Annotated in this window: 13 protein-coding genes and 2 pseudogenes; 9 read left to right on the top strand and 6 right to left on the bottom strand. The window is 72.5% G+C overall.

Annotated elements, in window-relative coordinates; translation table 11 throughout:
* Positions 1-2,150, top strand: a pseudogene (locus tag HII36_RS39740) (hypothetical protein); the annotation flags it as partial.
* A gap of 574 nt (positions 2,151-2,724) precedes the next feature.
* Positions 2,725-4,839 carry a PP2C family protein-serine/threonine phosphatase gene (locus HII36_RS39735; protein WP_328808097.1) on the top strand — a complete coding sequence of 705 codons (2,115 nt, stop codon included), beginning with the start codon at positions 2,725-2,727 and terminating at the stop codon, positions 4,837-4,839.
* On the opposite strand, the gene HII36_RS39730 is transcribed toward HII36_RS39735, so the two are convergent.
* Entirely contained in the window at positions 4,840-5,490 is a 651-nt protein-coding gene (locus HII36_RS39730; RefSeq protein WP_173528497.1) for a TetR/AcrR family transcriptional regulator, read from the bottom strand.
* 169 nt (positions 5,491-5,659) lie between these two features.
* On the opposite strand from HII36_RS39730, the gene HII36_RS39725 reads away from it, so the two are divergent.
* Genes HII36_RS39725 through HII36_RS58915 form a run of 4 tightly spaced genes read left to right on the top strand, consistent with a single transcriptional unit; the run spans position 5,660 to position 10,840 of the window.
* Complete coding sequence (locus tag HII36_RS39725) at positions 5,660-6,874, top strand: oxygenase MpaB family protein (RefSeq protein WP_173528496.1); 1,215 nt, start codon at positions 5,660-5,662, stop codon at positions 6,872-6,874.
* Between the two features lie 19 nt (positions 6,875-6,893).
* Positions 6,894-8,096 (top strand): oxygenase MpaB family protein, encoded by a 1,203-nt coding sequence (locus tag HII36_RS39720; protein WP_173528495.1) that lies wholly within the window; start codon positions 6,894-6,896, stop codon positions 8,094-8,096.
* Positions 8,097-8,100: 4 nt separating this feature from the next.
* On the top strand, positions 8,101-10,371 hold the full coding sequence (locus tag HII36_RS39715) for a molybdopterin cofactor-binding domain-containing protein (RefSeq protein WP_173528494.1): 2,271 nt from the start codon (positions 8,101-8,103) through the stop codon (positions 10,369-10,371).
* Positions 10,364-10,840 carry a (2Fe-2S)-binding protein gene (locus HII36_RS58915; RefSeq protein ID WP_173528493.1) on the top strand — a complete coding sequence of 159 codons (477 nt, stop codon included), beginning with the start codon at positions 10,364-10,366 and terminating at the stop codon, positions 10,838-10,840. Before HII36_RS39715 ends, HII36_RS58915 begins: the two co-directional genes overlap by 8 nt.
* Before the next feature lie 21 nt (positions 10,841-10,861).
* Here HII36_RS58915 and HII36_RS39705 read toward each other — a convergent pair whose 3' ends face one another.
* The 3 genes and pseudogenes from HII36_RS39705 to HII36_RS58905 all read right to left on the bottom strand — a co-directional run.
* Positions 10,862-12,559 carry an LVIVD repeat-containing protein gene (locus HII36_RS39705; protein ID WP_173528492.1) on the bottom strand — a complete coding sequence of 566 codons (1,698 nt, stop codon included), beginning with the start codon at positions 12,557-12,559 and terminating at the stop codon, positions 10,862-10,864.
* Positions 12,560-12,656: 97 nt separating this feature from the next.
* On the bottom strand, positions 12,657-13,091 hold the full coding sequence (locus HII36_RS58910) for a Rossmann-fold NAD(P)-binding domain-containing protein (protein WP_328808098.1): 435 nt from the start codon (positions 13,089-13,091) through the stop codon (positions 12,657-12,659).
* Positions 13,092-13,167: 76 nt separating this feature from the next.
* Positions 13,168-13,521, bottom strand: a pseudogene (locus tag HII36_RS58905) (SDR family oxidoreductase); the annotation flags it as partial.
* A 159-nt stretch (positions 13,522-13,680) separates the two neighbouring features.
* Here HII36_RS58905 and HII36_RS39695 point away from each other — a divergent pair.
* Complete coding sequence (locus HII36_RS39695) at positions 13,681-14,019, top strand: transposase (protein ID WP_173528491.1); 339 nt, start codon at positions 13,681-13,683, stop codon at positions 14,017-14,019.
* A 252-nt stretch (positions 14,020-14,271) separates the two neighbouring features.
* Positions 14,272-19,794 carry an ATP-binding protein gene (locus HII36_RS39690; protein WP_173528490.1) on the top strand — a complete coding sequence of 1,841 codons (5,523 nt, stop codon included), beginning with the start codon at positions 14,272-14,274 and terminating at the stop codon, positions 19,792-19,794.
* Between the two features lie 16 nt (positions 19,795-19,810).
* Here the strand turns inward: HII36_RS39690 and HII36_RS39685 are convergent, their stop codons facing one another.
* Entirely contained in the window at positions 19,811-22,084 is a 2,274-nt protein-coding gene (locus HII36_RS39685; RefSeq protein ID WP_173528489.1) for an exo-alpha-sialidase, read from the bottom strand.
* 181 nt (positions 22,085-22,265) lie between these two features.
* Here HII36_RS39685 and HII36_RS39680 point away from each other — a divergent pair, with 181 nt between their 5' ends.
* Positions 22,266-23,597: a flavin monoamine oxidase family protein gene (locus HII36_RS39680; RefSeq protein ID WP_173528488.1), complete on the top strand. Its 1,332-nt coding sequence runs from the start codon at positions 22,266-22,268 to the stop codon at positions 23,595-23,597.
* Here the strand turns inward: HII36_RS39680 and HII36_RS39675 are convergent.
* Positions 23,587-23,835: DUF1345 domain-containing protein (locus HII36_RS39675; RefSeq protein WP_173528487.1), on the bottom strand; the 249-nt coding region annotated here is incomplete at its 5' end. The genes HII36_RS39680 and HII36_RS39675 overlap by 11 nt on opposite strands.

Genomic DNA, 23,835 nt, shown 5'->3' with positions numbered 1-23,835 from the left:
GGGCTGACGTGGGGGACGGGGAGCGATGGCGGGCCGACTTCGCGGCCGTCTGCGACGACCTGCGCGCGGCCCTGACGAACGCACCGCCGGCACCCGGCGAGCTCGCCCACGTCCTCGCCCGCTCACTCGGCCACCTCACCTACGCCGCCCACCTGGTGACCGAGTCGCTCGGGCATTTCAAACAGGCCGCCCGCCACGCGCCCGATCCCGCGGCGGCCGCGGCGGACTTGCGTACCGCCGCCCAGACCGTGTTCGCCGTGGGTCTCGCTCGCTGGGCCTACGACCTGCTGCTGGAGTCCGCCGAGCGGGCCGGGGCCGCGGGCGCGTTCGAGGCGCGGACGGTCGCGCTGGCCCAGGCGGTCGTCATCGCCAACAGGTTCATCTCCGGCTTTCCCGACCCGGTGCCTGAACAGCGGTTACACGCCCTCCTCACCGACGCACTGTCCGCCGCCGGTTCGGGTACCGCCCTGTCCGACGCGTCGGCGACCGCCGGTCCGCATACGGCCCTCGCTGATGCGCCGACCGCCGCCGCTCCGGGCACCGCTCTCTCCGACGCGCTGTCCGTCGCCGGTCCGCATACCGCCCCCGCCGACGCGGCGGCCGTCGCCGGTTCGGGTGCTGGCCTCTCCGACGCGCTGTCCGCCGCTGGTCCGCGTACCGCTCCGGCCGACGCGACGGCCGTCGCCGGTCCGCATGCCGCCCCCGCCGATGCGTTGTCCGTCGCTGGTCCAGGTACCGCTCTCTCCGACGCGGCGGCCACTGCCGGGCAGCCGCGTGACTCCGAGGTCGCCGTCCCTGTGATCACGGGTCCCGTCGTGGCCGCCCATTTGGCCGCTGCCGCCGCCTGGAACACCGGCCCGTCCAGCTCCCGTCCCGATCCCGGCCGGACCGAGGTCGCCGTCGCGGCCGCTCGCGCGACCGGTGACCCCGTGCTCATCAGCGCCGCCCTGGACGCACTCGGCACGGTGGCCACCCGCGCCGGACGCTTCCGCCGGGCACACGACATCGCCAGGGAACGGCTGGACCTGCTGGACCTGCTGAACCGCCAGCACCCGTCGGCCGCGGCCGAGATCCTCGACTCCTTCCACGCGGCCTGGCTCACCGCGATCGCCGCCGGCGACCTGGTGGGCGCACTGGCCACGGCTGAGCGGATCGCGCGCGACGACCTGCTCGGCGCCCACCCTTACCGTGTGACGGCCAAACTGATCCCGCCGCTGGTGCTGCTCGGCCGTTTCGAGGAGGCGCTGGGATACGCCGAACCCATGTGGGACGCCTGGCAGCGCTCGGGCACGCCGATCGCCGCCTGGCTCGCCCCCGCCGCCTCCGCCATCGCCCTGGCACACGGCCTCCTCAGCCCCGACACCAGCGACGCCCACCGCCACGACGGCAACGACGCCCACCGCCACGACGCCCACCGCCACGACGGCAACGACGCCCGCGACGGCAACGGCCGCGACGCCCGCGACGCCCGCGACGGCGACGCCCGCGACGGCAACGGCCGCGACGGCAACGGCCGCGACAACAGCACCGGCGACAGCATCGGCACCGGTGACGGCGCAGGCACCGGCATCGGCGGTGGCATCGGCACCGGCGGTGGCATCAGTGGTGATGGCGCAGGTCACGGTGGTGCCTACCGGCTCTGGCGGTTGCGGGCCGAGCAGGCGATCGGCACGCGTAACCCGGCCCTGGCGCGTGACAGCCTGACCTTCGCCGCCTTCGTGGACGCCCGCGTCGCCGTGGGCACCGGCACGACCCAGGACGCGTCCGCCCTGGTCGCCCGCGCCTTCGACGGGCCGGGTACCGGCTGGTCGGCCGCCTACGCCCGGGCGGCGGGAGCCGAACTGGCCGTCCTGGCGGGCCTGCCCGACGCGGAGCGGCGGTTGGCCGAGGCCGCCGCCCTGGCCCGTGAGAACGCCTGGGCCGCCGCATCCGTCGCCCGCACCCGAGCCCGCGCCCACGCGCACCAGGCCCCCGTCGCCCTCCGCGACCCGGCCGCCCTGCGCGACCCGGCTGGGCGCCACGACTTCGGCGCGCGCCACGACCCCGCCGCCCTCCGCGCGTCGCTGGCCGCCTGGAGTCGCATCGGCGCCTCCTACGAGTACGCGTGCACCCGCCACCTGCTCCAGGACCACCCGACCGCCACGCCGTAACCGGCGCCACACGCCGCACGCGGGGCGTCCCAGCGCGGGGGACATCGAGGGGCGGCCAGGGTGCGGCCGATCCCACGCCCGCGCCGAGGCCCCGCAGGAGGGCCGAGGCCCCCACAGGAGGGCGGGCCGCAGGCGAGCACGCGGGGCTCTTGGGCGGCGGCAGCCCACTCGGCCCTCGAGAGGTGGGGGTGCACGCACCGCGTGGAGTACCTGGGCGGCGGCAGTCGGTCTGGCCCCCGAGAGGTGGGGCGCATGCACCGCGTGGAGTTGTGGGCGGCGGCAGCCCACTCGGCCCCGAGAGGTGGACGCACGGACCGCGTGGAGTTCCCGGGCGACGGCAGCCGGTCCGGCCCCGTGCGGTGGGGCGCGCGACGGGACTCCAGGTGACGGCAGCCGGTCCGTTCGGTCGAGGGAGGTCGAGGGAGGTCGAGGGAGGTCGAGGGAGGTCAAGGTGGGCGGACGGGATGTTCATGGGTGAATCCGCACCTCTCATTGAGAACCGCCATGCTCACCCGCTCCTATTCTGGCGATATGCGGTGGAGTGATCACTCAGTGCGTACGAGCCCGGCGGGCCGTGACGCGGCCTGACGACGGCGGCTCGGCCCCTGGCGCGGCGAACGAGTCGTCCCGCCTGGACGAGATGCTGATCGAAGCCGTCTACGACGTGGGCGCCCACATGGGCATCGTGTACGTCCTGGACGAGAGCCACCGGGCCCTGCGCATGGTGTCGTCCATCGGCATGCCCGTCACCATCGCCCGCGTGTGGGCCAGGATCAGGCTCAGCGACCCCATCCCGGTCTCGCTGTCGGTGCGCGACCGGCGGCTCATGTGGTTCCGCGACCGGGAGTCGCTGGCCCGCGACTTCCCGGCGGTGTCGCTGGCGTTGCCGTACCCGTTCGCGATGGCCACCGCGCCGCTCAGCTCGGCGGGCGTGATCTGGGGCGGGCTGACGCTGGCCTGGCCGGCGGGGCACGCGGCCGACCTGACCGAGCGCCAGATCGACGTCATCGACGGCATCTGCGCCAGGATGGGCGGCCTGATGCGGCGGGCGAGCGAGCGGGGCAGCCCGATCACCGCCGGGCACCAGCCGCGGATACTCGACCCGGTCCGCGCGCACCGGCGCGACCCGCGTGCCGCGCTGGCCGCGTTGCAGTCGCTCGAGGCCCTGCCCGAGGGCTACTGCCACCTGGACGCCCTGACCCGCGTCACGTTCGTCAACGCGCACGCGGCCGACCTGCTCGACGCGTCGGCGGCGGAGCTGATGGGCCGGCGCCTGTACGCGGCGGTGCCCTGGCTGGACGACCCGGTCTACGAGGACCGCTACCGGTCGGCGGTCGTCAGCCACCAGGCCACGCACTTCACCGCCCGCCGCCCGGACGGCAGGGAACTGCTGATCCAGTGTTATCCGGGCGTGCCGGGCATGACGTTGCGCATCACGCCGACCGCGGCCACGCCGAGACCGCCGGGCGGGCGTGACCGCCGTCTGCGCTCGGCCAGGCTGCACGAGATGCTGCACCTGGCGACCACGCTGGCCAGGGCGGTGAGCGCGCAGGACGTGGTGGACCTGGTGGCCGACCACGTCGTGCCGGTCTACGGCGCGCAGGCCCTGGCCATCCTCACCTGGGACAGCGGCCGGATCCGGGTGGCGGCCTCGCGCGGCTACGGCAAGGAGGTCGTCGAGGAGTTCGACGGCCGTCCGATGTTGCGCCGGGCCCACCCGCCCTCCGGCTACGACCCGAGAAAGCCCTCCTTCTACGCCACCAGGGACGAACTCCTCCAGGCATACCCGGACGTCCCCCAAACCGCCACCATGGAGGCCTGGGCGGTGTTGCCGCTGGTCACCTCGGGCCGGCCGATCGGCACGTGCGTGCTGGCCTTCGACCGTCCGCACCGGTTCAGCAGGGAGGAGCGGGCGGCGTTCACGGCGCTCGGCGGGCTGATCGCCCAGGCGTTCGAGCGGGCCTGGCTGTACGACAACAAGCACCAGCTCGCCCAGTGCCTGCAGGCCAGCCTGCTGCCGCGGAACCTGCCGGAGATCGCCGGCCTGGACGTGGCCGCCCGCTACGTGCCCGCCATGCCCGGCATGGACATCGGCGGCGACTTCTACGACCTGATCCGTCTCAGCGACACGGTGGCCGCGGCCGTCATCGGCGACGTGCAGGGCCACGACATGACCGCCGCCGCCCTCATGGGCCAGGTGCGCACCGCCATCCACACGCACGCCACCGCGGGCGCGACCCCGGGCGAGGTGCTGGCGCACACCAACCGCCTGATGAGCGAGCTGACCCCCGACCGTTTCACCAGCTGCCTCTATCTCCGGCTCGACCTGGCCGAGCACGTCGCCTGCCTGGCCAGCGCCGGGCACCCGCCGCCGCTGATCAGCAGCCCGGGCGTGCCGACCAGGATTCTCGACACGGTGCCCGGCACGCTGCTCGGCATCGACCCGGACGCCGAGTACCTCACCGCCGAGCTGCCGTTGCCGCCCGGCTCGGTGCTGGCCCTCTACACCGACGGCCTGATCGAGCAGCCGGGCCACGACCTCGGCGAGGCGATCACCGAGCTGGCCGCCAGGTTCGCCCCGGAGCCAGGACTGCCGCTGGACGACCTGGCCAGGTCGCTCATCGAGCACGAGATCCCGGGCGCGCAGGCGGACGACACCGCCGTGCTCGTCCTGCGGACCGCCCCCTGATCAGCCCGCCGGGGGCGTCAGCATGGGCACCAGGAACCGCCTGGCCACCGCGGCCAGCTGCGCGTCGTCGTCGAGGTCGACGATCTGGCTGGGGATCGCCAGGAACGAGGCCGAGACCCGGACCATCAGCTCGGCCACCAGCTCGATGTCCAGGTCGCCGGGCACGTGGCCGGCGTGCTGCTCGCGGCGCAGCTGGCCGGCCACGAACTGCCGCACGATGGCCAGGGTCTGGCCACCGTCGTTGATCATGGACGGCACGACGAGGTCGGGCTCCACCGCGATCAGCCCGCCGATCAGCGGGTTGCCGCGGATCGCCCGCAACGAGCTGACGAACCCCAGCACCACCCGGTCGGCGGCGGTGCCGGCCTGCTCGATGTCGACCAGGAACCGGTCGAAGTAGCGGCGGAACTCCCGGCGCACCACGTGCTCGACCAGCGCGTCTTTGGTGGTGAACCGCCGGTAGACGGTGATGCGCGAGACCTTCGCCCGCCGGGCCACGTCTTCCATGGTGGAGCGCCGGATGCCCATCCGGCAGAACTGCTCGTACGCGGCATCGAGGATGCGGGCGCGCAGCTCGTCGAGGTCGTCGACCCGTTCGACGGCCTCCAGGTAGGCACGCTCCAGCAGCGACTCCGAGTCGGACGGCGTCATGAGCGCGGACAGCGCGGATTCCACGATCACCTCCTGTAAGTGATTCTGCCTCCGCGGCCGCGCTCTTGTGATGCCCGTCACGGTGTGCTCTGATGATACACAGACTCATACGTTGTTTCACCGTATCAACGAGCGTTCTCGGCCCCCAGCGAGGAGGAGGAACGGCGGCATGGGCGAACTCAGCAGGCGCGACATGTTGAAGGCGGGCGGTGCCCTGGGCGCGATCGGCGCGCTGAGCATCGCGACCCCGGCACAGGCGTGGACGTGGTCGGCCGCCGGCTCGGTGGCCGGCGCGGGGGCCGGGCTCGATCCGCGCTGGGTCTGGGACGAGGAGGCCGACCCGCTGGTCGCCTCGATCCTCGACCGCGGCGACGTGACCAGGGTCAACGAGCTGTTACGCACCTGGACCAAGAACGGCCAGCCGCTGCCCGCCGGGCTGCCGGCCGACCTGCGCGACTTCATGGAACGGGCCCGCGCGCTCCCGCCGTGGGCCGACCAGGGCAAGCTGGCCACCGTCGTCGAGTTCAACAAGAAGCGCGGGCTCTACCTCGGCGTCCTGTACGGCCTGGCCAGCGGGATGATGAGCACGGTCATCCCCAAGGAGGCCCGCGCGGTCTACTACTCCCAGGGCGGCGCGGACATGAAGGACCGCATCTCCAAGACCGCCAAGCTCGGCTACGACATCATGTCCCACAACGCCTACCGCCCCGACGGCGAGATGGTGGTGACCTGCGTCAAGACCCGGCTGGTGCACGCGGCGGTGCGGCATCTGCTGCCGAAGTCGCCGTACTGGTCGGAGGTCGCCGACGAGGAGATCCCGATCAGCCAGCGCGACATGATGGTCACCTGGCACAGCCTGCCCACCACGGTCATGCAGAAGCTGACCGCGTGGAAGGTGCCCATCCCGGCCGCGGAGTCCGCGGCGTTCCTGCACTCGTGGCAGCTCTGCGCGCACATGCTCGGCATCAAGGACGAGTACATCCCCGCCTCGTGGGCCGAGGCGAACAGCCAGGCCGCGCAGGTGCTCACCCCGGTCCTGGCGCCCACCCCCGAGGGCGTCAAGCTGGCCGACATCCTGCTCGGCCTCGGCGCCACGGTCGACGCCGGCATCCTCAGCAAGCCCGTTCTGGGGGCGTTCACCCGGTTCATGCTCGGCGACCAGATCGCCGGCTGGCTGCGCATCCCCAGGGAGCCGGTCTGGGACCCGCTGCTCAAACTCTCCTGGGGCCCGTTCATCGCGGTCCGCGAGGGGCTGCTGCCCTTCCCGCTGGCGCCCGAGGCGTACTGGCTGTTCGACGAGTTCCTGCGCAAGGCGGCGCTGCTCTTCCTGTCCGAGGCGCGGCCGATCAGCATCGAGATCCCCGACAGCAACCGTCCGTCCTGACCGGAAGGAACGCACGAGCATGTCCGAGCTGAGCAGGCGCAAGATGTTGCTGGCGGGCGGCGCGCTGGGGGCGGCGGGCGCGCTGGGCATGGCGAGCCCCGCGCAGGCGTGGACGTGGCCGCCCGCCGGCTCGGTGGCCGGCGCGGGTGCCGGGCTCGACCCGCGCTGGGTCTGGGACGACGAGGCCGACCCGCTGGTCGCCTCGCTGCTCGACCGCGGCGCGGTGCCCGAGGTCAACCGGCTGCTGTGGGACTGGAACCGCAACGACCAGCCCCTGCCCGACGGCCTGCCGGCCGACCTGCGCGACTTCATGGAGAAGGCACGGCAACTGCCGCCGTGGGCCGAGCGCGGCAAGCTCGACACCGCGGCCGCGTTCAACAAGTCCAGAGGGCTGTATCTCAACCTGCTCAACGGCGTGGGCGGCGGCATGCTCAGCACCGCCATCCCCAAGGAGGCCCGCGCGGTCTACTCCAAGGGCGGCGCGGACATGGAGGACCGCGTCGCCAAGACGAGCATCCTGGGATTCGCCGTCGGGTCGCTGAACGCCTACCGGCCCGAAGGCACCTGCGTCGTCGAGGCGGTCAAGACCAGGCTGGTGCACGCCGCGGTGCGCCACCTGCTGCGCCAGTCGCCGCACTGGCCGTACGACATCCCGATCAGCCAGGAGGACATGCTCGTCACCTGGCACACCTTGCCGACGTTCGCGATGCGCAAGATGCTCGAATGGAAGGTCCCGATCACGCCCGCGGACTCCGCGGCGTATCTGCACGTGTGGCAGGTGACGGCGCACATGCTCGGCATCAAGGACGAATACATCCCCGCCACCTGGGAGGCGGCCGAGGCCCAGTCGGACCAGGTCCTGCCCAGGAACATGGGACCCACGCCCGAGGGCGTGATACTCACCGACATCCTGCTGGACCAGCTCGCCGAGCAGACCAGCCCGGGCGGCGTGGGCCGGCCGTTGTGCAACGCGCTGGCCAGATACCTGGTCGGCGACCAGGTGGCCGACTGGGACGGCATCGGGCGCGAGCCGATCTGGGACCCGCTGGTCGCCTCGGCGTGGCCGAAGCTGGTGAGGTTCCGCGAAGGGCTCATTCCGCTGCCGCTGGTGCCCCAGGTCGCCTGGGTCATCGACGAGGCCGCCCGGCGCTACATCATGTTCTTCCTCACCAAGGGCAAGGAGACGAAGATCGTCATACCCGAGACCAACCGTCCGGGCTGACGCGATGGACGAACTCCTCGGCCGCCGGCGCTTCCTCGGCTACGTGCTCGCCGCGCCGACCCTGGTGGCGGCGGCCGGCTTCGCGCCGGCCCCGGCGCCGGCCTCCGCTGCGGACGTCACGCAACTGGTCGATCTCAACGACATGATGACCGCGGCCGCGCTGCCGACCTCCGGCCTGATCTCGGTCGAGGTCGGCGCCGACGGGACGGTGTCGTTCGCGCTGCCCCGGGCCGAGGTGGGGCAGGGCATCACCACCTCGACGGCCATGCTCATCGCCGAGGAGCTGTCCGTGCCGCTGGACCGGGTGCGGATCACGCTCGCCGACGCCCGGCCCGAGCTCGTCTTCAACCAGCTCACCGGCGCCTCGAACACGACCATCGCGACGTACACCCCGATCAGGGTGGCCGCCGCCATCGCCCGCGACCGGCTGCTCGCGGCCGCGGCGGCCGAATTCGGCGCGCCGGCCGGCGAGCTGACGCTGGAGGCGGGCGTGATCAGCGATCGGGCCGGCCGCCGCCTCGGCATCGGCGCGCTGGCCGCGAAAGCGGCCAGCAGCCGGACCCGGCAGGTGTCCGTCGAGCTGACGCCACGCGAGAGCTTCACCGTCATCGGCCGGCCGCACGGCAGGATCGACGCGCTCGACGCGGTGACCGGGCGCAAGAAGTTCACCATGGACCTCGACATCCCCGGCGCGAAGCCGACCATGGTGTGCCGGCCGCCCACCATCAACGGCAGGGTCGGCTCGGTGGCCAACCTGGCCGAGGTCCGCGCCATGCCGGGGGTCACCGACGTCGTGGTGATCTCCACCGGGGTGGCGGTGCGCGCCGAGACCTTCGGCCAGTGCATCGACGGCGTCCGCGCGCTGCGGGTCTCCTGGAGGCCGGGCACCGCGGCGGGCAAGTCCGACGAGAGCGTGCTGGCCGAACTGCGCGCGGCCGAGCTGCCGCTCGGGCTCAGGCCACCGACCCCGGTCGTCGAAGGCGCGTTCACCTTCCACTTCCGCAGCAACAGCGCGCTGGAGCCGAACTGCGCGATCGCCGACGTACGCGCCGACCGCGCGGAGATCTGGTCGGCGCTGAAGTCGCCGATCGTCGCCCAGCAGGCCGTCGCGGCCCGGCTCGGGCTGCCACCGGGCAAGGTCACCGTGCACGTCACGCAGGGCGGCGGCTCCTTCGGGCGCAAGCTGTTCTTCGACGCCGCGCTGGAGGCCGCCGAGGTGTCGCGGAAGCTCGGCAAGCCCGTCAAGCTCATGTGGCACCGCGCCGACGACTCCCGCCAGGGCCGCACCCACCCGATGGCCACCTCCCGGGTGCGCGCCGCCTACCTCGGCGGCACCGTGCTGAGCTTCCAGCAGCGGCACACCAGCGTCTCGACCGACCTCGGCCACGGGCTCGGCGAGGTCATCACCGCCATGGCGGCCCGGCTGCCCGTCGGCGACATCGGCTTCGCCCAGACGTTCTTCCACCTCAGCCAGAGCATGCCCTACGCGTTCGGCGCCGGGACCACGCTGCTCAGCGAGACGGACAAGGGCTTCAACACCGGCAGCATGCGCAACGTCTACTCGCCCGACGTCGCGTGCGCCAGGGAGCTCATCACCGACCAGCTCGCCGCCAGGATGGGCGAGGACCCCTACCGGTTCAGGCGCGACCGGCTGCGCGACGACCGCTCACGCGCGGTGCTGGCGAAGGTGGCCGAGGTCGGACAGTGGGGCCGGGCCATGCGACCCGGCACCGCGCAGGGCATCGCCGTGCACACCGAGTACAAGTCGGTCAGCGCCGCGCTGGTGGAGATCGACTGCCGCCCCGAGACCGTCGGCAGGCCCATCCGCGACGGCGTCGCCGGGCCGCGCGTCACCAAGGTCGTCTTCGCCGTGGACGCCGGGCTCACCGTCAACCCGCGCGGCCTGGAGGCGCAGATGATGGGCGGCGTCATGGACGGCATCGCGCTGGCCCTGACCTCCAGCCTGCACCTGCGCGACGGGTACTTCCTGGAGGCGAGCTGGGACAACTACTTCTACACCCGGCAGTGGAACACCCCGCTCGACCTGCGGATCATCGTCATGCCCGACACCTCCGACCAGCCCGGCGGCGCCGGGGAGCTCGGCGTGGCCGCCTCCATGGCCGCCGTGGCCTGCGCGTACGGCCGGGCGACCGGGACGATGCCGACCAGCTTCCCGATCAACCACGGCACGCTGTCGTTCGTCCCCAAGCCCACCGTCCCGCCCGTCCCGCCGTCTCCCACGGACGGGCTGAACCCAGGAGGGCCGAGTGCCTGAACACACCTTCCGCGTCAACGGCGAGCAGGTCACCGTGGACGTCGCCGACGACGTGCGCCTGCTGTGGGTCCTGCGCGACGTGCTCGGCATCACCGGGCCGAAGTACGGCTGCGGCATCAACGTCTGCAAGGCGTGCACCAGCCACCTCAACGGCCGGGCGGTCAACCCGTGCGCGATCCCGGTCGGGGATCTCGGGCCGGCCGACGAGGTCACCACCATCGAGGGCCTGCCCGCCACGGTCGGCGCGGACCTGCACCCGATGCAGCGGGCCTGGCTCGACCACGACGTCGCCCAGTGCGGCTACTGCCAGCCCGGCCAGATCATGGCCGCGGTGGCGCTGGTGCGCCGCGTCGCCGCGGAAGGCCGCGAGATCACCGATGACGACCTCGACGGCCTGCGCAACATCTGCCGCTGCGGCACGTATTTCCGCATCAGGCAGGCCATCCAGGCCGGCGCCGCGAACATGTGAGCCGGGCGCCGGCCCCTAGTGCTAGCGGCTGGAGTTGCGGTAGGGGCGGTCGGGCTTGCCCAGCGTGGGCGCGCCGAGCAGCTGACGCGACGACAGGGCGTACATGCCGTCGTTGGTGAACACCCAGACGATCTTGCGGTCCCACTCCACGTAGATGGCGTGGGTCTGGTTGCCCAGCGCGTAGTCGGGCACCCGCGAGCTGAAGCCGGCCGGCACGAACTGGGCGGCGATCTTGGGCCGCTTGGCGTCGCGCACGTCGAAGAACTGCACCCCGGCGTTGTAGAACGCGTACGGGATCAGCCCCTGCTTCGGGTCGCCGGGCGAGGTGTAGGAACCGGTGCGCTTGGGACCGAAGCTGCCGCCGCGCTGGCAGTAGTCGGCGAACTTCGCCCCGGCGGCCGGCTTCGGCCTGGGCAGCACGCCGACGATGCGAGGCTCGGCCGGGTTGCGGGCGTCGACCTGGTAGACCTCCTTGTACGGCTCGTGGCAGTCCTCGCCCAGCGGGTAGCCGGAGACGTACACCATGCCGGTCTTCTCGTACTGGGAGACGTCCACGTTGTCGGCCTCGGTGCCGCCGACCGACATGGGCAGGTCGAGGTGGGAGACCTCGCGCATCCGGGCCGGGTCGGAGATGTCCAGGATCGACAGGCCGAAGCCGCCCAGCGCGGCGAAGCCGTACTTGCCGGAGACGAACAGCGGCATCCTGGCGCCCATCCACGAGGTGCGGTTGCCGCAGCGCGGGTTCTTCGCATACGCCGCCTCGCCCGCCACCTGCCCGGGCCGGTGCCACTCGCCCACCAGCTTGGGACGCTTCAGGTCCGACATGTCATAGGCCTGGTAGCCGGGCGAGTAGAGGTAGGTGGGCACCTCGGTGTTGCTCCACGAGTCCAGCGGCGCCACGGCGATGAACATGTACTTGCCGCCGGTCCAGTACGGCACGTCCAGCGAGCCCGACCCCTGCTGTACGCCCGGCTTCGGGTCGGTCAGCGTCGGGTCGGTGGTCACCGTCGACAGCAGCGTCCAGTCCTTCCTGCGCGGCCCGTCGAGCCGGTAGACCTTGAAGCCCTTGAACGTGGTCGACTCGCGCAGCTTCGCCACGCCTTCGGGGTTGTTGAACTTCGAGCGCTCGGGGCTGTCGCCGAGCTCGTCCACCTGGCGCTTCTGCTCGAACGACTGGATCATCACGTAGTGCCCGTCGCGCCACTGGATGGTGGCGGCGCCCCAGTAGTCGGCCTCCTTCCAGTCCTTGCCGGTGAGCCGCTCGACGATCTTGACGTCCTTGACGTTCGTGACGTCGTAGACGCGGGCCTCGGTCCTATCGTACTGGAACAGGTAGCGGCGGCCGTCGAAGTCGACCACGTTCTGCCAGGTGTGGAAGTAGTCGGGGGTGAAGTCGGGGCCCCGGTAGGAGGCCTCCAGCGTGATCGGGCCCTCCAGGTACGACTTGGGGTCGTAGCCCTTGGTCTTGGGGAACAGGTCCTGGGCGCCGCCGGGGAAGGCGAAGCGCTCCTCTCCCGCCGGGGTGAGGAAGGGGTGCCTGAACGTGCCGTCGAGCTGCATGCCGTACTCGCCGGGCGCGGGATCGGCCGGCCGCCGGTCGCCGCACACACCGGGCACGTTGGCCGGAACCTCGTCGTCGGCTTGCGACGGCAGTGCCGGGCCCAGCAGCATGCCCGTCACACCCGCCGCCAGCAGGGCGTTTCTCATCAGATGGCGCATGCGGATCAGGGTGGCGCAGCCGGGGCGCGGGCCCAACGGGGTGTTCCGCGCTGCGGAACAACCCCGCCGGGCCGTGTTCCTAAGACAGGCCGTGTTCCTACGACAGGCCGGCTTCCTGCGACAGGTCGGCGCGGTGGTCGGCGGCCCACTGGGCCAGCGTGCGGCCCGGCCGGCCGAGCACCCGCTCCACGTCGGGCAGCACCGACGGCGGCTCCTCGGCGTACTCGGCCTGGTAGCCGAGCAGGTATTCGGCGATCTCCTGCGGGATCCCGGCGGTGATGTAGGCCGCGCGGGCCTGGCCGTAGGTGAGCGGCTCGAAGCGCAGGCTCCGGCCCAGCCCCTCGCCGACGGCGGCCGCCTGCTCGCGGTGGCTGAGCGCCTGCGGGCCGCTCAGCGAGTACGCCTGCCCCGCGTGCCCGTCCTCGACCAGGGCGGCGACGGCCACCTCGGCGATGTCGGCCTCGTGGACGGGCGTGCCGAGCGCGTCGGGGGAAGGCGCTGCGCACCACCCCCTCGGTACGGATGGACTCACCCCACATGTCCAGCTTGTTGACGGCGAACTCGCCCGGACGCACGTGCGTCCACTCCAGCCCGGAGGCCTCGATGGCCGCCTCGACGTCACGCAGCATCTCGTAGCTGCCCGGCCGCCGGACCGTGACGGCCAGGCCGGACAGCGTGACCACCCGGGTCACCCCAGCCTTGACCGCCTGCTCGGCGAAGGCCGCCGCCTGCTCGGCCGCCGCGTCGGGGGCGAGCATGCCGCCCAGGTAGAACACCCGGTCCACGCCGTCGAGCGCGGCGCCCGCGCCGGCCAGGTCCCCGGTCGCCAGTTCGACCTCGGCGGGCAGCCCGGCGGTCTCCGGGTTCCTGGTCAGGGCACGCACCGGCTGCCCGGCCCGCAGCAGCCGGTCCACCACGATGCGCCCCACCGTGCCCGTCGCGCCGGTCACCAGGATCGTCATGGTCGTCTCTCCGTTCGTCGTCGGTCTCGCCGGCCGGCTCGCCGGCGAGGACGGCCGAGGCCGTCGATCGGGGCCCGAGGTTAGCCCCGCGAGACCCGCCCGCGCACCTGGGCTTATGTCTCATTTGGCAGGTCAGAGGGCATGCGGGAGGATCATGACATGGACGTGCTCGCCCGGCGGCTGGTCACCGACGCGATGTGGGAGATCGCCGGCTCCCTCATGCCCGCTCCGCGCCCGCGCCGTCAGGGCGGCGGCCGGGCCGCCGCCGACCAGCGCACCGTCATGGCCGCGGTGGTCTACGTGATCACCAGCGGCTGCGCCTGGCAGAACCTGCCCGCGGCGTTCGGGGTCACCGTGCCCACCGCACACCGCTGGTTCGCCCGCTGGACCAGGGCGGACCTCTGGCAGAACCTGTACGAGGCCACCGCGGACGACCCCGAGCTGGCCGAGTGGACGCGAGCCATCCGTGACTGTGCGTCATCGCGCGTTTACGAGTGAAAAATCACCAAAAGAGACGTGGGTGCCGACCCGGCGCGGGCGCTCCCGGGTTTGTGGTAGACCTCGCGTGGGACGGCCCGAGGACGGGGATCTCGCCGTTCCGCTTTGTGGGGTTCCTACAGTGCGACGGCCCGGTCCTGCGCGATCCGGACATAGGGGTACCCGGCATTGATCATGCAGGGTAGAAAGAGGTGCAGGCGGCGCTCCGGAACCCGGGCGTCGCCTTTGTACGTGGGGAGTTGGGAGTCGCCGGTGTTCAGTCGTGTCGCCATCGTGAACCGGGGAGAGGCCGCGATGCGGCTCATCCATGCCGTCCGGGATCTCAGCGCGGAAACCGGAGCGCGGATCGAGACGGTCGCCCTCTACACCGACGCCGACCGCAACGCGACCTTCGTCCGCGAGGCCGACGTCGCACACTACCTGGGCCGCGCCGCGGACCGGCCGTACCTCGACCACGCCGTGCTGGAGCGGGCGCTGGTCGAGTCCGGGGCCGACGCCGCGTGGGTCGGCTGGGGGTTCGTCGCCGAAGACCCGGCGTTCGCCGAGCTGTGCGCGAGGATCGGCGTGACCTTCGTCGGGCCGAGCGCGGAGGCGATGCGCAGGCTGGGTGACAAGATCGGGGCCAAGCTCATCGCCGAGGAGGTCGGCGTCCCCGTCGCGCCGTGGAGCCGGGGCGAGGTCGCCACGCTCGACGACGCGCTGCGGGCCGGCGACGAGATCGGCTACCCGCTGATGCTCAAGGCGACCGCGGGCGGCGGCGGGCGCGGCATCCGCATGGTCGCCTCCAAAGAGGATCTGACCGACGCCTACGAGCGCACCAGCCAGGAGGCGCTGCGCGCGTTCGGCTCCGGCGTGGTCTTCCTGGAGCGGCTGGTCACCGGCGCCCGTCACGTCGAGGTGCAGGTCATCGCCGACGGCCAGGGCACCGCGTGGGCGCTGGGCGTGCGTGACTGCTCGGTGCAGCGGCGCAACCAGAAGATCATCGAGGAGTCGGCGTCCCCCGTGCTGAACGCCGGGCAGACCGCCGAGCTCAAGGCCGCGGCCGAACGGCTCGCCGTGGCCGTCGGCTACCGCGGCGCGTGCACCGTCGAGTTCCTCTACCACCCCGGCGAGAAGCTGTTCGCCTTCCTGGAGGTCAACACCAGGCTCCAGGTCGAGCACCCGATCACCGAGATCACCACCGGCACCGACCTGGTCAGGCTGCAACTGCACGTGGCCGCGGGCGGCAAGCTCGACGGCGAGCAGCCGGCCGAGCTCGGCCACGCCGTCGAGGCCAGGCTCAACGCCGAAGACCCCGACCGCGACTTCGCGCCCGCCCCCGGCCGCGTGGCCCGCCTGGTGCTGCCCACCGGGCCCGGCATCCGCGTCGACACCGGCGTCAGCGAGGGCGACACCATCCCGGCCGACTTCGACTCGATGATCGCCAAGATCATCGCCTACGGCCGCGACCGCGAGCAGGCGCTGGGCCGGTTGCGCCGGGCGATGGCCGAGACCACGGTGATCATCGAGGGCGGCGCCACCAACAAGAGCTTCGTGCTCGACCTGCTCGACCAGCCCGAGGTGATCGACGCCAGCGCCGACACCGGCTGGATCGACCGGGTACGCGCCCAGGGCCGCCTGGTCAGCCACAAGCACTCGGCCATCGCCCTGGCCGCCGCCGCGATCGAGGCCTACCAGGACGAGGAGGAGGTCGGCAGGCAGCGGCTGCTGTCCACCGCGCACGGCGGCCGCCCGCAGGTGCGCCACGACCCGGGCCGCCCGCTGGAGCTCAAGCTCCGCGGCACCGGCTACCGGCTGAGCGTGGCCAGGGCCGGGCAGAAGCGGTTCCGCGTCGGCGTCTCCAGCGGCGGCCCCGTGCACCTGGCGGACGTCGAGGTCGACAGGTTCGACGAGCACAGCGGCCAGATCACGGTCAACGGCCGCCGCTTCCGCCTCTGGACGGCCACCCACGGCCCGATCCACCTGGTCGAGGTCGACGGCGTCACCCACCGCATCAGCCGCGACGAGGGCGGCGTCGTCCGCTCGCCCGCGCCCGCGCTGGTCGTGGCCACGCCGCTGGCGGTCGGCGACGAGGTCGAGCCCGGCTCGCCGCTGCTGGTGCTGGAGAGCATGAAGATGGAGACGGTGCTGCGCGCGCCGTACCGGGCCAAGGTCCGCGAGTGCCCGGTGTCGGTGGGCAGCCAGGTCGAGACCGGCGCGCCGCTGATGCGCCTGGAACCGCTCGCCGACGAAGGCGACGAGGCCGGCGGCGAGCAGGCCGCGGGCGCCGGCGAGAACGTCGAGATCGACCTGCCCGCTCTGCGCGCCGAGATGTCCGCCGCCGAGCGCGTCGAGCGCGGCCTGCAGGACCTGCGCGGCCTGCTGCTCGGCTTCGACACCGGCGCCACCGGCCACCGGGGCGCGCTGTCGGTCTACCTGGCCGCCCGCGCCGAGTCCGAGGGCGCGGCGATCGAGGGCGAGCTCGACCTGCTCACCGTGTTCGCCGACCTGTGCGAGCTGAGCCGCAACAAGCCGGGCGGCGAGCTCGACGTCGAGCCGGGCAGCCCGGTGCACAGCCCGCGCGAGTTCTTCCACAGCTACCTGCAGAGCCTCGACGTCGAACGGGCCGGCGTCACCGAGGCCTTCACCGCCAAGCTGGCCAAGGTCTTCGCCCACTACGGCGTCGACGGTCTCGACCGCACGCCGGAGCTGGAATCCGCGGTCTTCCGTATCTTCCTGGCCCAGCAGCGGATGAGCGCCGGCGTCGCGGTCGTGTCGGAGCTGCTGCGGCAGTGGCTGGCCGGCGCGCCGCCGCTCGAACCGCTCGGCGAACGCGCCGGGCTCGCGCTCGAGCACCTGGTCGAGGCCACGCAGGTGCGTTTCCCCGCGGTGTCCGACCTGGCCAGGGGCGTGGTCTTCCGCTGGTTCGCCCAGCCGCTGCTGCGCCGCAACCGCGCCAAGGTCTACGCCGCCGTCCGCAGCGACCTGCGTTACCTGGACAGGAACCCCGAGGCGCCGGACCGCGCCGAGCGGATCCAGGCCATGGTGGGCAGCTCGGAGCCGCTGGTCAGGCTGATCGGCCAGTGGGTCGGGCGGCCAGGCCGCGACCACGCGCCGCTGCTGGAGGTGCTGACCCGGCGCTACTACGGCAACCGCGGGCTCACCGGCGTCACCACCGCCGACGCCGCGGGCTGCCGTTTCGTCACCGCCGACCACGACGGCCCGCACGGGCTCACCCGCGTGGTCACCGCCGCCGTCGACCTCGCCGACCTGCCCGGCGTCATCGGGGCCGTGGGCGGGTTCGCCGCGGGCGTCCGCGAACACGGGCTGGTCGCCGACCTGTACGTCACGTGGGAGAACCAGCCCGACGCCGACGTGATGGCCGAACGGCTCGGCCGGCTCATCGCCGAGCACCCGCGGCCCGCCGGCATCCGCCGGATCACCACCACCGTCGTCGGCACCAGCGGCGCGGTCATGCACCACCACTTCACCTTCCGGCCCGAGGCCGAGCCGGGCGCCGGCTTCGCCGAGGACCGGCTGATCCGCGGCCTGCACCCGCAGATCGCCCAGCGCCTGCAGCTGCAGCGGCTGCGCGAGTTCGACCTCACCCGCCTGCCCTCGGCCGACGAGGAGGTCTACCTGTTCAAGGCCGTGGCGCGGAGCAACCCGGCCGACGAGCGGCTCATCGCGATGGGCCAGGTCCGCGACCTGACCCCGCTGCGCGAGGCCGACGGCAGGCTGGTCGCGCTGCCCGCCGTCGAGGACGCGCTCACCGCCGGCCTCGACGCCATCCGCAACATCCAGGCGCAGCGGCCGCAGAACAAGCGGTTCGACACCAACCGGATCCTGATGTACGTCTGGCCGTCCACCGAGCTGACGACCGACGAGCTGAACATGCTGGTCCAGCGCATCCTGCCGACCACGGCGGGCGCCGGTCTCGAAGAGGTCCAGTTCGTGGCCCGCCAGCGCACCTCCTCGGGCGAGCTGTCCGAGGTCGCCGTGCGCATCACGCTCGACCCGGGCCGGGGCGCGACCCTGGAGGTCGGCAAGCCGTCGACGGAGCCCGTCCAGCCGCTGGACGACTACCGCCAGAAGGTGCTGCGCGCGGCCAGGCGCGGGAACGTCTACCCGTACGAGCTGACCGGCATGCTGGCCGGCCCCGCCGGCGGGTTCGTCGAGCACGACCTGGACGAGCACGGCGCGCTGGTCCCGGTGGACCGGCCGCGCGGCAGGAACACCGCGGCGATCGTGGCCGGCGTCGTCACCACGCCGACCGAGCGGCACCCCGAGGGCGTCTCCCGCGTGGTGCTGCTCGGCGACCCGACCAAGTCGCTGGGCGCGCTGTCCGAGCCGGAGTGCTCGCGGGTGATCGCCGCGCTCGACCTGGCCGAGCGCATGCGGGTGCCGCTGGAGTGGTTCGCGCTGTCGGCCGGCGCGCGCATCTCGATGACCTCGGGCACCGAGAACATGGACTGGGTGGCCGCCGCGCTCAAGCGCATCGTCACCTTCACTCAAGACGGCGGCGAGATCAACATCGTGGTCGCCGGCATCACGGTGGGCGCGCAGCCGTACTGGAACGCCGAGGCGACGATGCTCATGCACACCAAGGGCATCCTGGTGATGACGCCAGACTCGGCGATGGTCCTCACCGGCAAGCAGTCGCTCGACTTCTCCGGCGGCGTGTCGGCCGAGGACAACTTCGGCATCGGCGGCTACGACCGCGTCATGGGCCCCAACGGGCAGGCGCAGTACTGGGCGCCGAACCTGGCCGCCGCCCGCGACGTGCTGATGGCGCACTACGACCACACCTACGTCGCGCCCGGCGAGAGCGGGCCGCGCAAGGCCGTCACCGCCGACCCGGCCGACCGCGACGTGTCGGAGTTCCCGCACACCGTCGCGGGCAGCGACTTCACCACCGTCGGCCAGATCTTCTCCGCCACGCACAACCCGGACCGCAAGAAGCCGTTCGACATCCGCACCGTGATGCGCGCGCTGTCCGACCAGGACCATGCGGTGCTGGAGCGCTGGGCGGGCATGGCCGACGCGGAGACGTCCGCGGTACAGGACGTGCACATCGGCGGCCGTCCCGTCTGCCTGATCGGCATCGAGTCGCGCTCGGTGCCGCGGCGCGGCTTCCCGCCCACCGACGGGCCCGACACCTACACCGCGGGCACGCTGTTCCCGCAGTCGTCGAAGAAGACCGCGCGGGCGATCAACGCGGCCTCCGGCAACCGGCCGCTGGTGGTGCTGGCGAACCTGTCCGGGTTCGACGGCTCTCCCGAGTCGATGCGCAAGCTCCAGCTGGAGTACGGCGCGGAGATCGGCCGGGCGATCGTCAACTTCGACGGGCCGATCGTGTTCTGCGTGATCTCCCGCTACCACGGCGGGGCGTTCGTGGTGTTCTCCAAGGCGCTCAACCCGAACATGACCGTGCTGGCGCTGGAGGGCTCGTTCGCCTCGGTGCTCGGCGGCGCCCCGGCGGCCGCGGTGGTGTTCTCCGGCGAGGTGAACAACCGCACCGCGACCGACCCGCGGGTGACCAAGCTGCAGGAGCAGCTCGCGCTCGCCGAAGGCGCCGACCGGGCGACGCTGAACGCCCAGCTCGCCGAGGTGCAGTCGGCCGTCAGGGCGGAGAAGCTGGGCGAGGTCGCCGCCGAGTTCGACCGGGTGCACAGCATCCAGCGCGCGGTCGAGGTCGGCTCGGTCGACTCCATCATCAGCGCCGCCGAGCTGCGGCCGCGGATCATCGAGGCGATCGAGCGGGGCCTGGACCGGTGGCGCGCCACGCCGGCGTGACGCGCCGGGCCCGCGGCTACTCGAAGCGGATGTCGTCGAACAGCGCCTCGTCACCGACGGTGGCGGTGCCCGCGCTGGTGAACGAGTAGCCGCTCAGCGACGACGCCGCCGGGCTCGCCGCCAGCGTGGCGACCTGGCGGTCGTTCACGAACAGCGCGGCCGAGCCGGTGGTGGCCTCCAGCCTGATCCGGCTCCAGCCGGCGCCGACCGTGCCGGCCGGGGCCAGCGTGACCCACTTCCTGGCGCTGGCGTCGTAGCGGCTGAGCGAGCCCGACTTGGAGATGCTCAGGTGGTACGGCGACACGGTGCCGCTGGTCAGCGTGAACAGGAACGAGTTGGCCACGGTGTTCGGGTAGTACCGGAACTCCAGCGTCTTGCGGGTGGCCGCGGTGGTGGTGCGGGTGGCCTTGGCCATCGAGCCGGTGGAGAAGTCGCTCAGCTTCAGCCTGCGGTCGGCGCCCACGGCGGGGGGCACCACCCAGGCGTTGGACAGGTTCTGGTAGCCGCGCGGGCGGATGGAGACCGGGTCGTTGTCGAAGGTGTCGGTGGTCGAGTAGAGCTCGACCTCGTTCAGCATGGCGCAGGTCTCGCCGATCTCGGCGTCGCAGCCGGCCACCGCGTCGGTGACGACCTTGACGTGCCGGCCGGCGGCGTTGATCGCCTGGTAGCGCAGCGCGTAGTCGGTGCGGCCGGTGATCGTGGCGACCGGCTCGCCCCAGTTCTGGCCGTCCTTGGAGACGTACACGCGGGCGCTCGCCGCGTGCCCGGGGCGCAGGCTCAGGCCGAGGCGGGTGAAGGTGTAGTCGCGGTCCAGGTGCATCACGTACTCGCCGGGACCGGCCGCGACCGCGCTCGACCAGTAGTTGGTGCTGCCGTCGAAGGCGCCGTCGGGGCGCACCCGCGGCCGGTTCTGGCTCGACCAGGTCATCGTGGTGTCGACGGTGAGCTCGCCCTGCCGGTACTTGTTCGCCAGGTCGATCTTGCCCGCGTCGGGGGTGAGGACGTCCAGGTGGCGGCGCTTGATGGCGTACCAGCTGCCGTGCTCGAACCTGCCGCCGGCCGGGCAGGCCGACTCGTTGAGCCTGCCGTCGGCGTTGACGCCCGGCAGCTTGCAGTTGTCGACGATCTGCAGCAGCCGGTTCGCGCCGACCGCGACCACGCCGGTGTAGCCGGAGGAGCCGTGCGCGTCGTACACGCCGTCGCGGTTGTGGTACGTCACCCGCTGCTGGGTCCAGGAGTCGCCGCGGCCGTCGGTGGAGATGGCCGCCCAGTTGTCCGGACGTCCGGCGCTGAGCACCAGCACGCCGTTGGGCATGAGCAGCAGGCGCGGGGCCACGCCGCGTACCACGCAGCTCTGGCCGCCGAGCCGCAGGTCGCTCACGGGTGACCAGGTGAGGCCGTCGTCGGTGGAACGGGTCTGGTGCAGGGTGGCGTACGTGCCGCCGTCGCGCCGCATGACGGCCAGCAGGCTGCCGTCGGCGGTCTGCTCGATCGCGGTCTCGTCGTAGGTGTAGGTGGCGTCGGACCTGGCCATCACGCCGCGCCGAGTGAAGCTCCGGCCGCCGTCGGTGCTGGCGTACACCTCGGAGTTGTACCGGTCGCCGGCCGCGGTGTAGCGGGTGTAGACGGTGACCAGGATCGTGCCGTCGGGCAGCTGGATCGGCTGGCCGTGCGCGACGCCGCCGCCGGTCAGCTCGTCCGGGCTGGAGAAGGTGGCGGACGTGGTGGTCCAGGTCTCGCCCAGGTCGGACGACGTCAGGATGTTCAGCTTGTTCGTGTGGGCGTCGACCTTGGTCAGGTAGTACGCGGTGGCGAACAGGCGGCCGTCGTGCAGCTGGATCGGGGCCTCGCGCAGGTCGGTCGGCACCGGGGCGCCGAACGTCTCGCCGCCGTTGTCCGAGACGGCCAGGGCGGTGGACTGCTTGACGCCCGCGTCGACGTTCTTGGACCAGGTGGCGATGACCTTCTGGCCGGGGGTGCCGTCGGGCTTGACCACGTCCACGGCGGTCAGGCTGGGGAAGCCGGCGTAGTCCTGGCGCTGGGCGGCGGTGGGCTCCTTGGCGGTGGGCTTGGGGCTGGGGTAGACCCAGCTCACCGAGGCGTCGGTGGCGGAGCCGAGGAGGTAGCCGGTACGCGGCCCGGACTCCTGGGCGGTGACGGCCGGGGTGTCCGGAATCTGGCAGTAGGCGAGGGCGTTGGCTGTGCCGGTGGTGGCGCTGGCGGTGCCCTGAAGTGCGGGCACAGCGGTCAGCAGGCATGCGGCAGCGAGCAGCAGGCGGTGGGGCGACATGGGTGCGGCTCCTTGCGCAACGGACGATCTATGTCCGCTTTGTCATTTCTTTGCGCAAGAGAGGTTATATGTGCCGTTTGGGGCAATTTTATGTCGTTATTACTTTATGTTCGATTTGAGACCTGTGGGGGGTTTGGGGCTGGTGTGACCAGACGGGTGATGGTGGGTAGATGACACCGTGATGGACGCTCATGACGTGATCGTGATCGGGGCCGGATTCGCCGGGCTGGCCGCGGCACTCGACCTGACCGAGGCCGGGCTGCGCGTCGTGGTGCTCGAAGCCCGCGACCGGGTCGGCGGCCGGGTGCTCACCCGCGTGCTGCCCGACGGCACCCAGCTCGACCTCGGCGGCCAGTGGGTCGGACCGACGCAGCACCACGTACAGGAGCTGATCGCGCGCTTCCGCGTGGACACCTACCCGAGCCCCGAGCACGGCCGGCCCGTCGTCGAGTACGAGGGTCGCCGGCTCACCGAGCCGCCCGCCGAGGTGGCCGCGCTGCGCGAGCGACTCGACGGGCTCAGCCGCGAAGTACCGGTGGACGAACCGTGGCGGCACCCGCGCGCCCGCGAATGGGACACCACCACCCTGGCCTCCTGGCTGGCCGCGCACGCGCAGGATCCGGCAGCGGCCCGCGCGGTGGCCCGGGCGACGGCGGGCGCGCTGCTGGCCACCGACGCCGGCGAGGTGTCACTGCTGCACACGCTGTTCTACCTGGCCAGCGGCCAAGGACTGGACATGCTGGCCGGCTACGCGGGCGCGGCGCAGTCGCACCGGGTGGCGGGCGGGCCGCAGGTGATCGCCGAACGCATGGCGGCCGCCCTGCCCGAGGGAACGCTGCGCCTGGCCGAGCCGGTCCGGCGGATCGAGCACACGTCCGGCGGCGCCCGGGTGCTCACCGACCTGGGCCGGCACGACGCGCGCCGGGTCGTCGTCGCCATCCCGCCGGTCCTGGCCGGACGCGTCGACTACAGCCCGGCGCTGCCCGTCCAGCGCGACGGGCTCACCCAGCGCATGCCCGCCGGGCACGGGCTCAAGACGCACGCCGTCTACGACCGGCCGTTCTGGCGCGACCAGGGCCTGTCCGGGATCAGCACCAGCAACGACGGCCCGCTCACCGAGACCGCGGACAACACCCCGCCGGGCGGCCCCGGCGCGGTGCTCACCTCGTTCGCCTACGGCGCCGAGGCGCACCGGCTGCGCGCCATGGACGCCGCCGCCCGCCGCCGCGCCGTGCTGGAGCGGCTGGCCGCACTGTTCGGCGCGCGGGCGCTCGAAGCCCGCGAGTTCGTCGAGTACGACTGGTCCGCCCAGCCGTGGACCCGCGGCTGCTTCTCCGGCCACCCCGTGCCCGGCGCCTGGACCGGGTACGGGCCGGCGCTCCGCGCCCCCGTCGGCGTACTGCACTGGGCCGGCACCGAGACGGCGACCCGGTGGAACGGCTACTTCGACGGCGCCGTCGAATCCGGCCGGCGGGCGGCGGCCGAGGTGCTGGATCCTGGGGTCAGCCGGTGACGATCCCGGCGACCAGGTTGATCGCGGTGGCCAGGATGCCGGTGCCGAAGACGTACGACAGGAGGCAGTGGCGCAGCACGATCCTGCGGATGGTCGAGCTTGAGACGTCGGTGTCGGAGACCTGGTAGGTCATGCCCAGGTTGTAGCTGAAGTAGAGAAAGTCGGTGAAGACCGGCGGCCGACCGGAGTTGAAGTCGATCCCACCGTCCGCTGGGGGGTCGGGGTGGGGGTTGGAGCT

Origin of the sequence: Nonomuraea antri, assembly GCF_013283785.1 — a bacterium.
Classification (GTDB): Bacteria; Actinomycetota; Actinomycetes; order Streptosporangiales; family Streptosporangiaceae; genus Nonomuraea; species Nonomuraea antri.
Note: the sequence above shows the minus strand (reverse complement) of the source record. Positions and strands in the feature narration are given on the sequence as shown.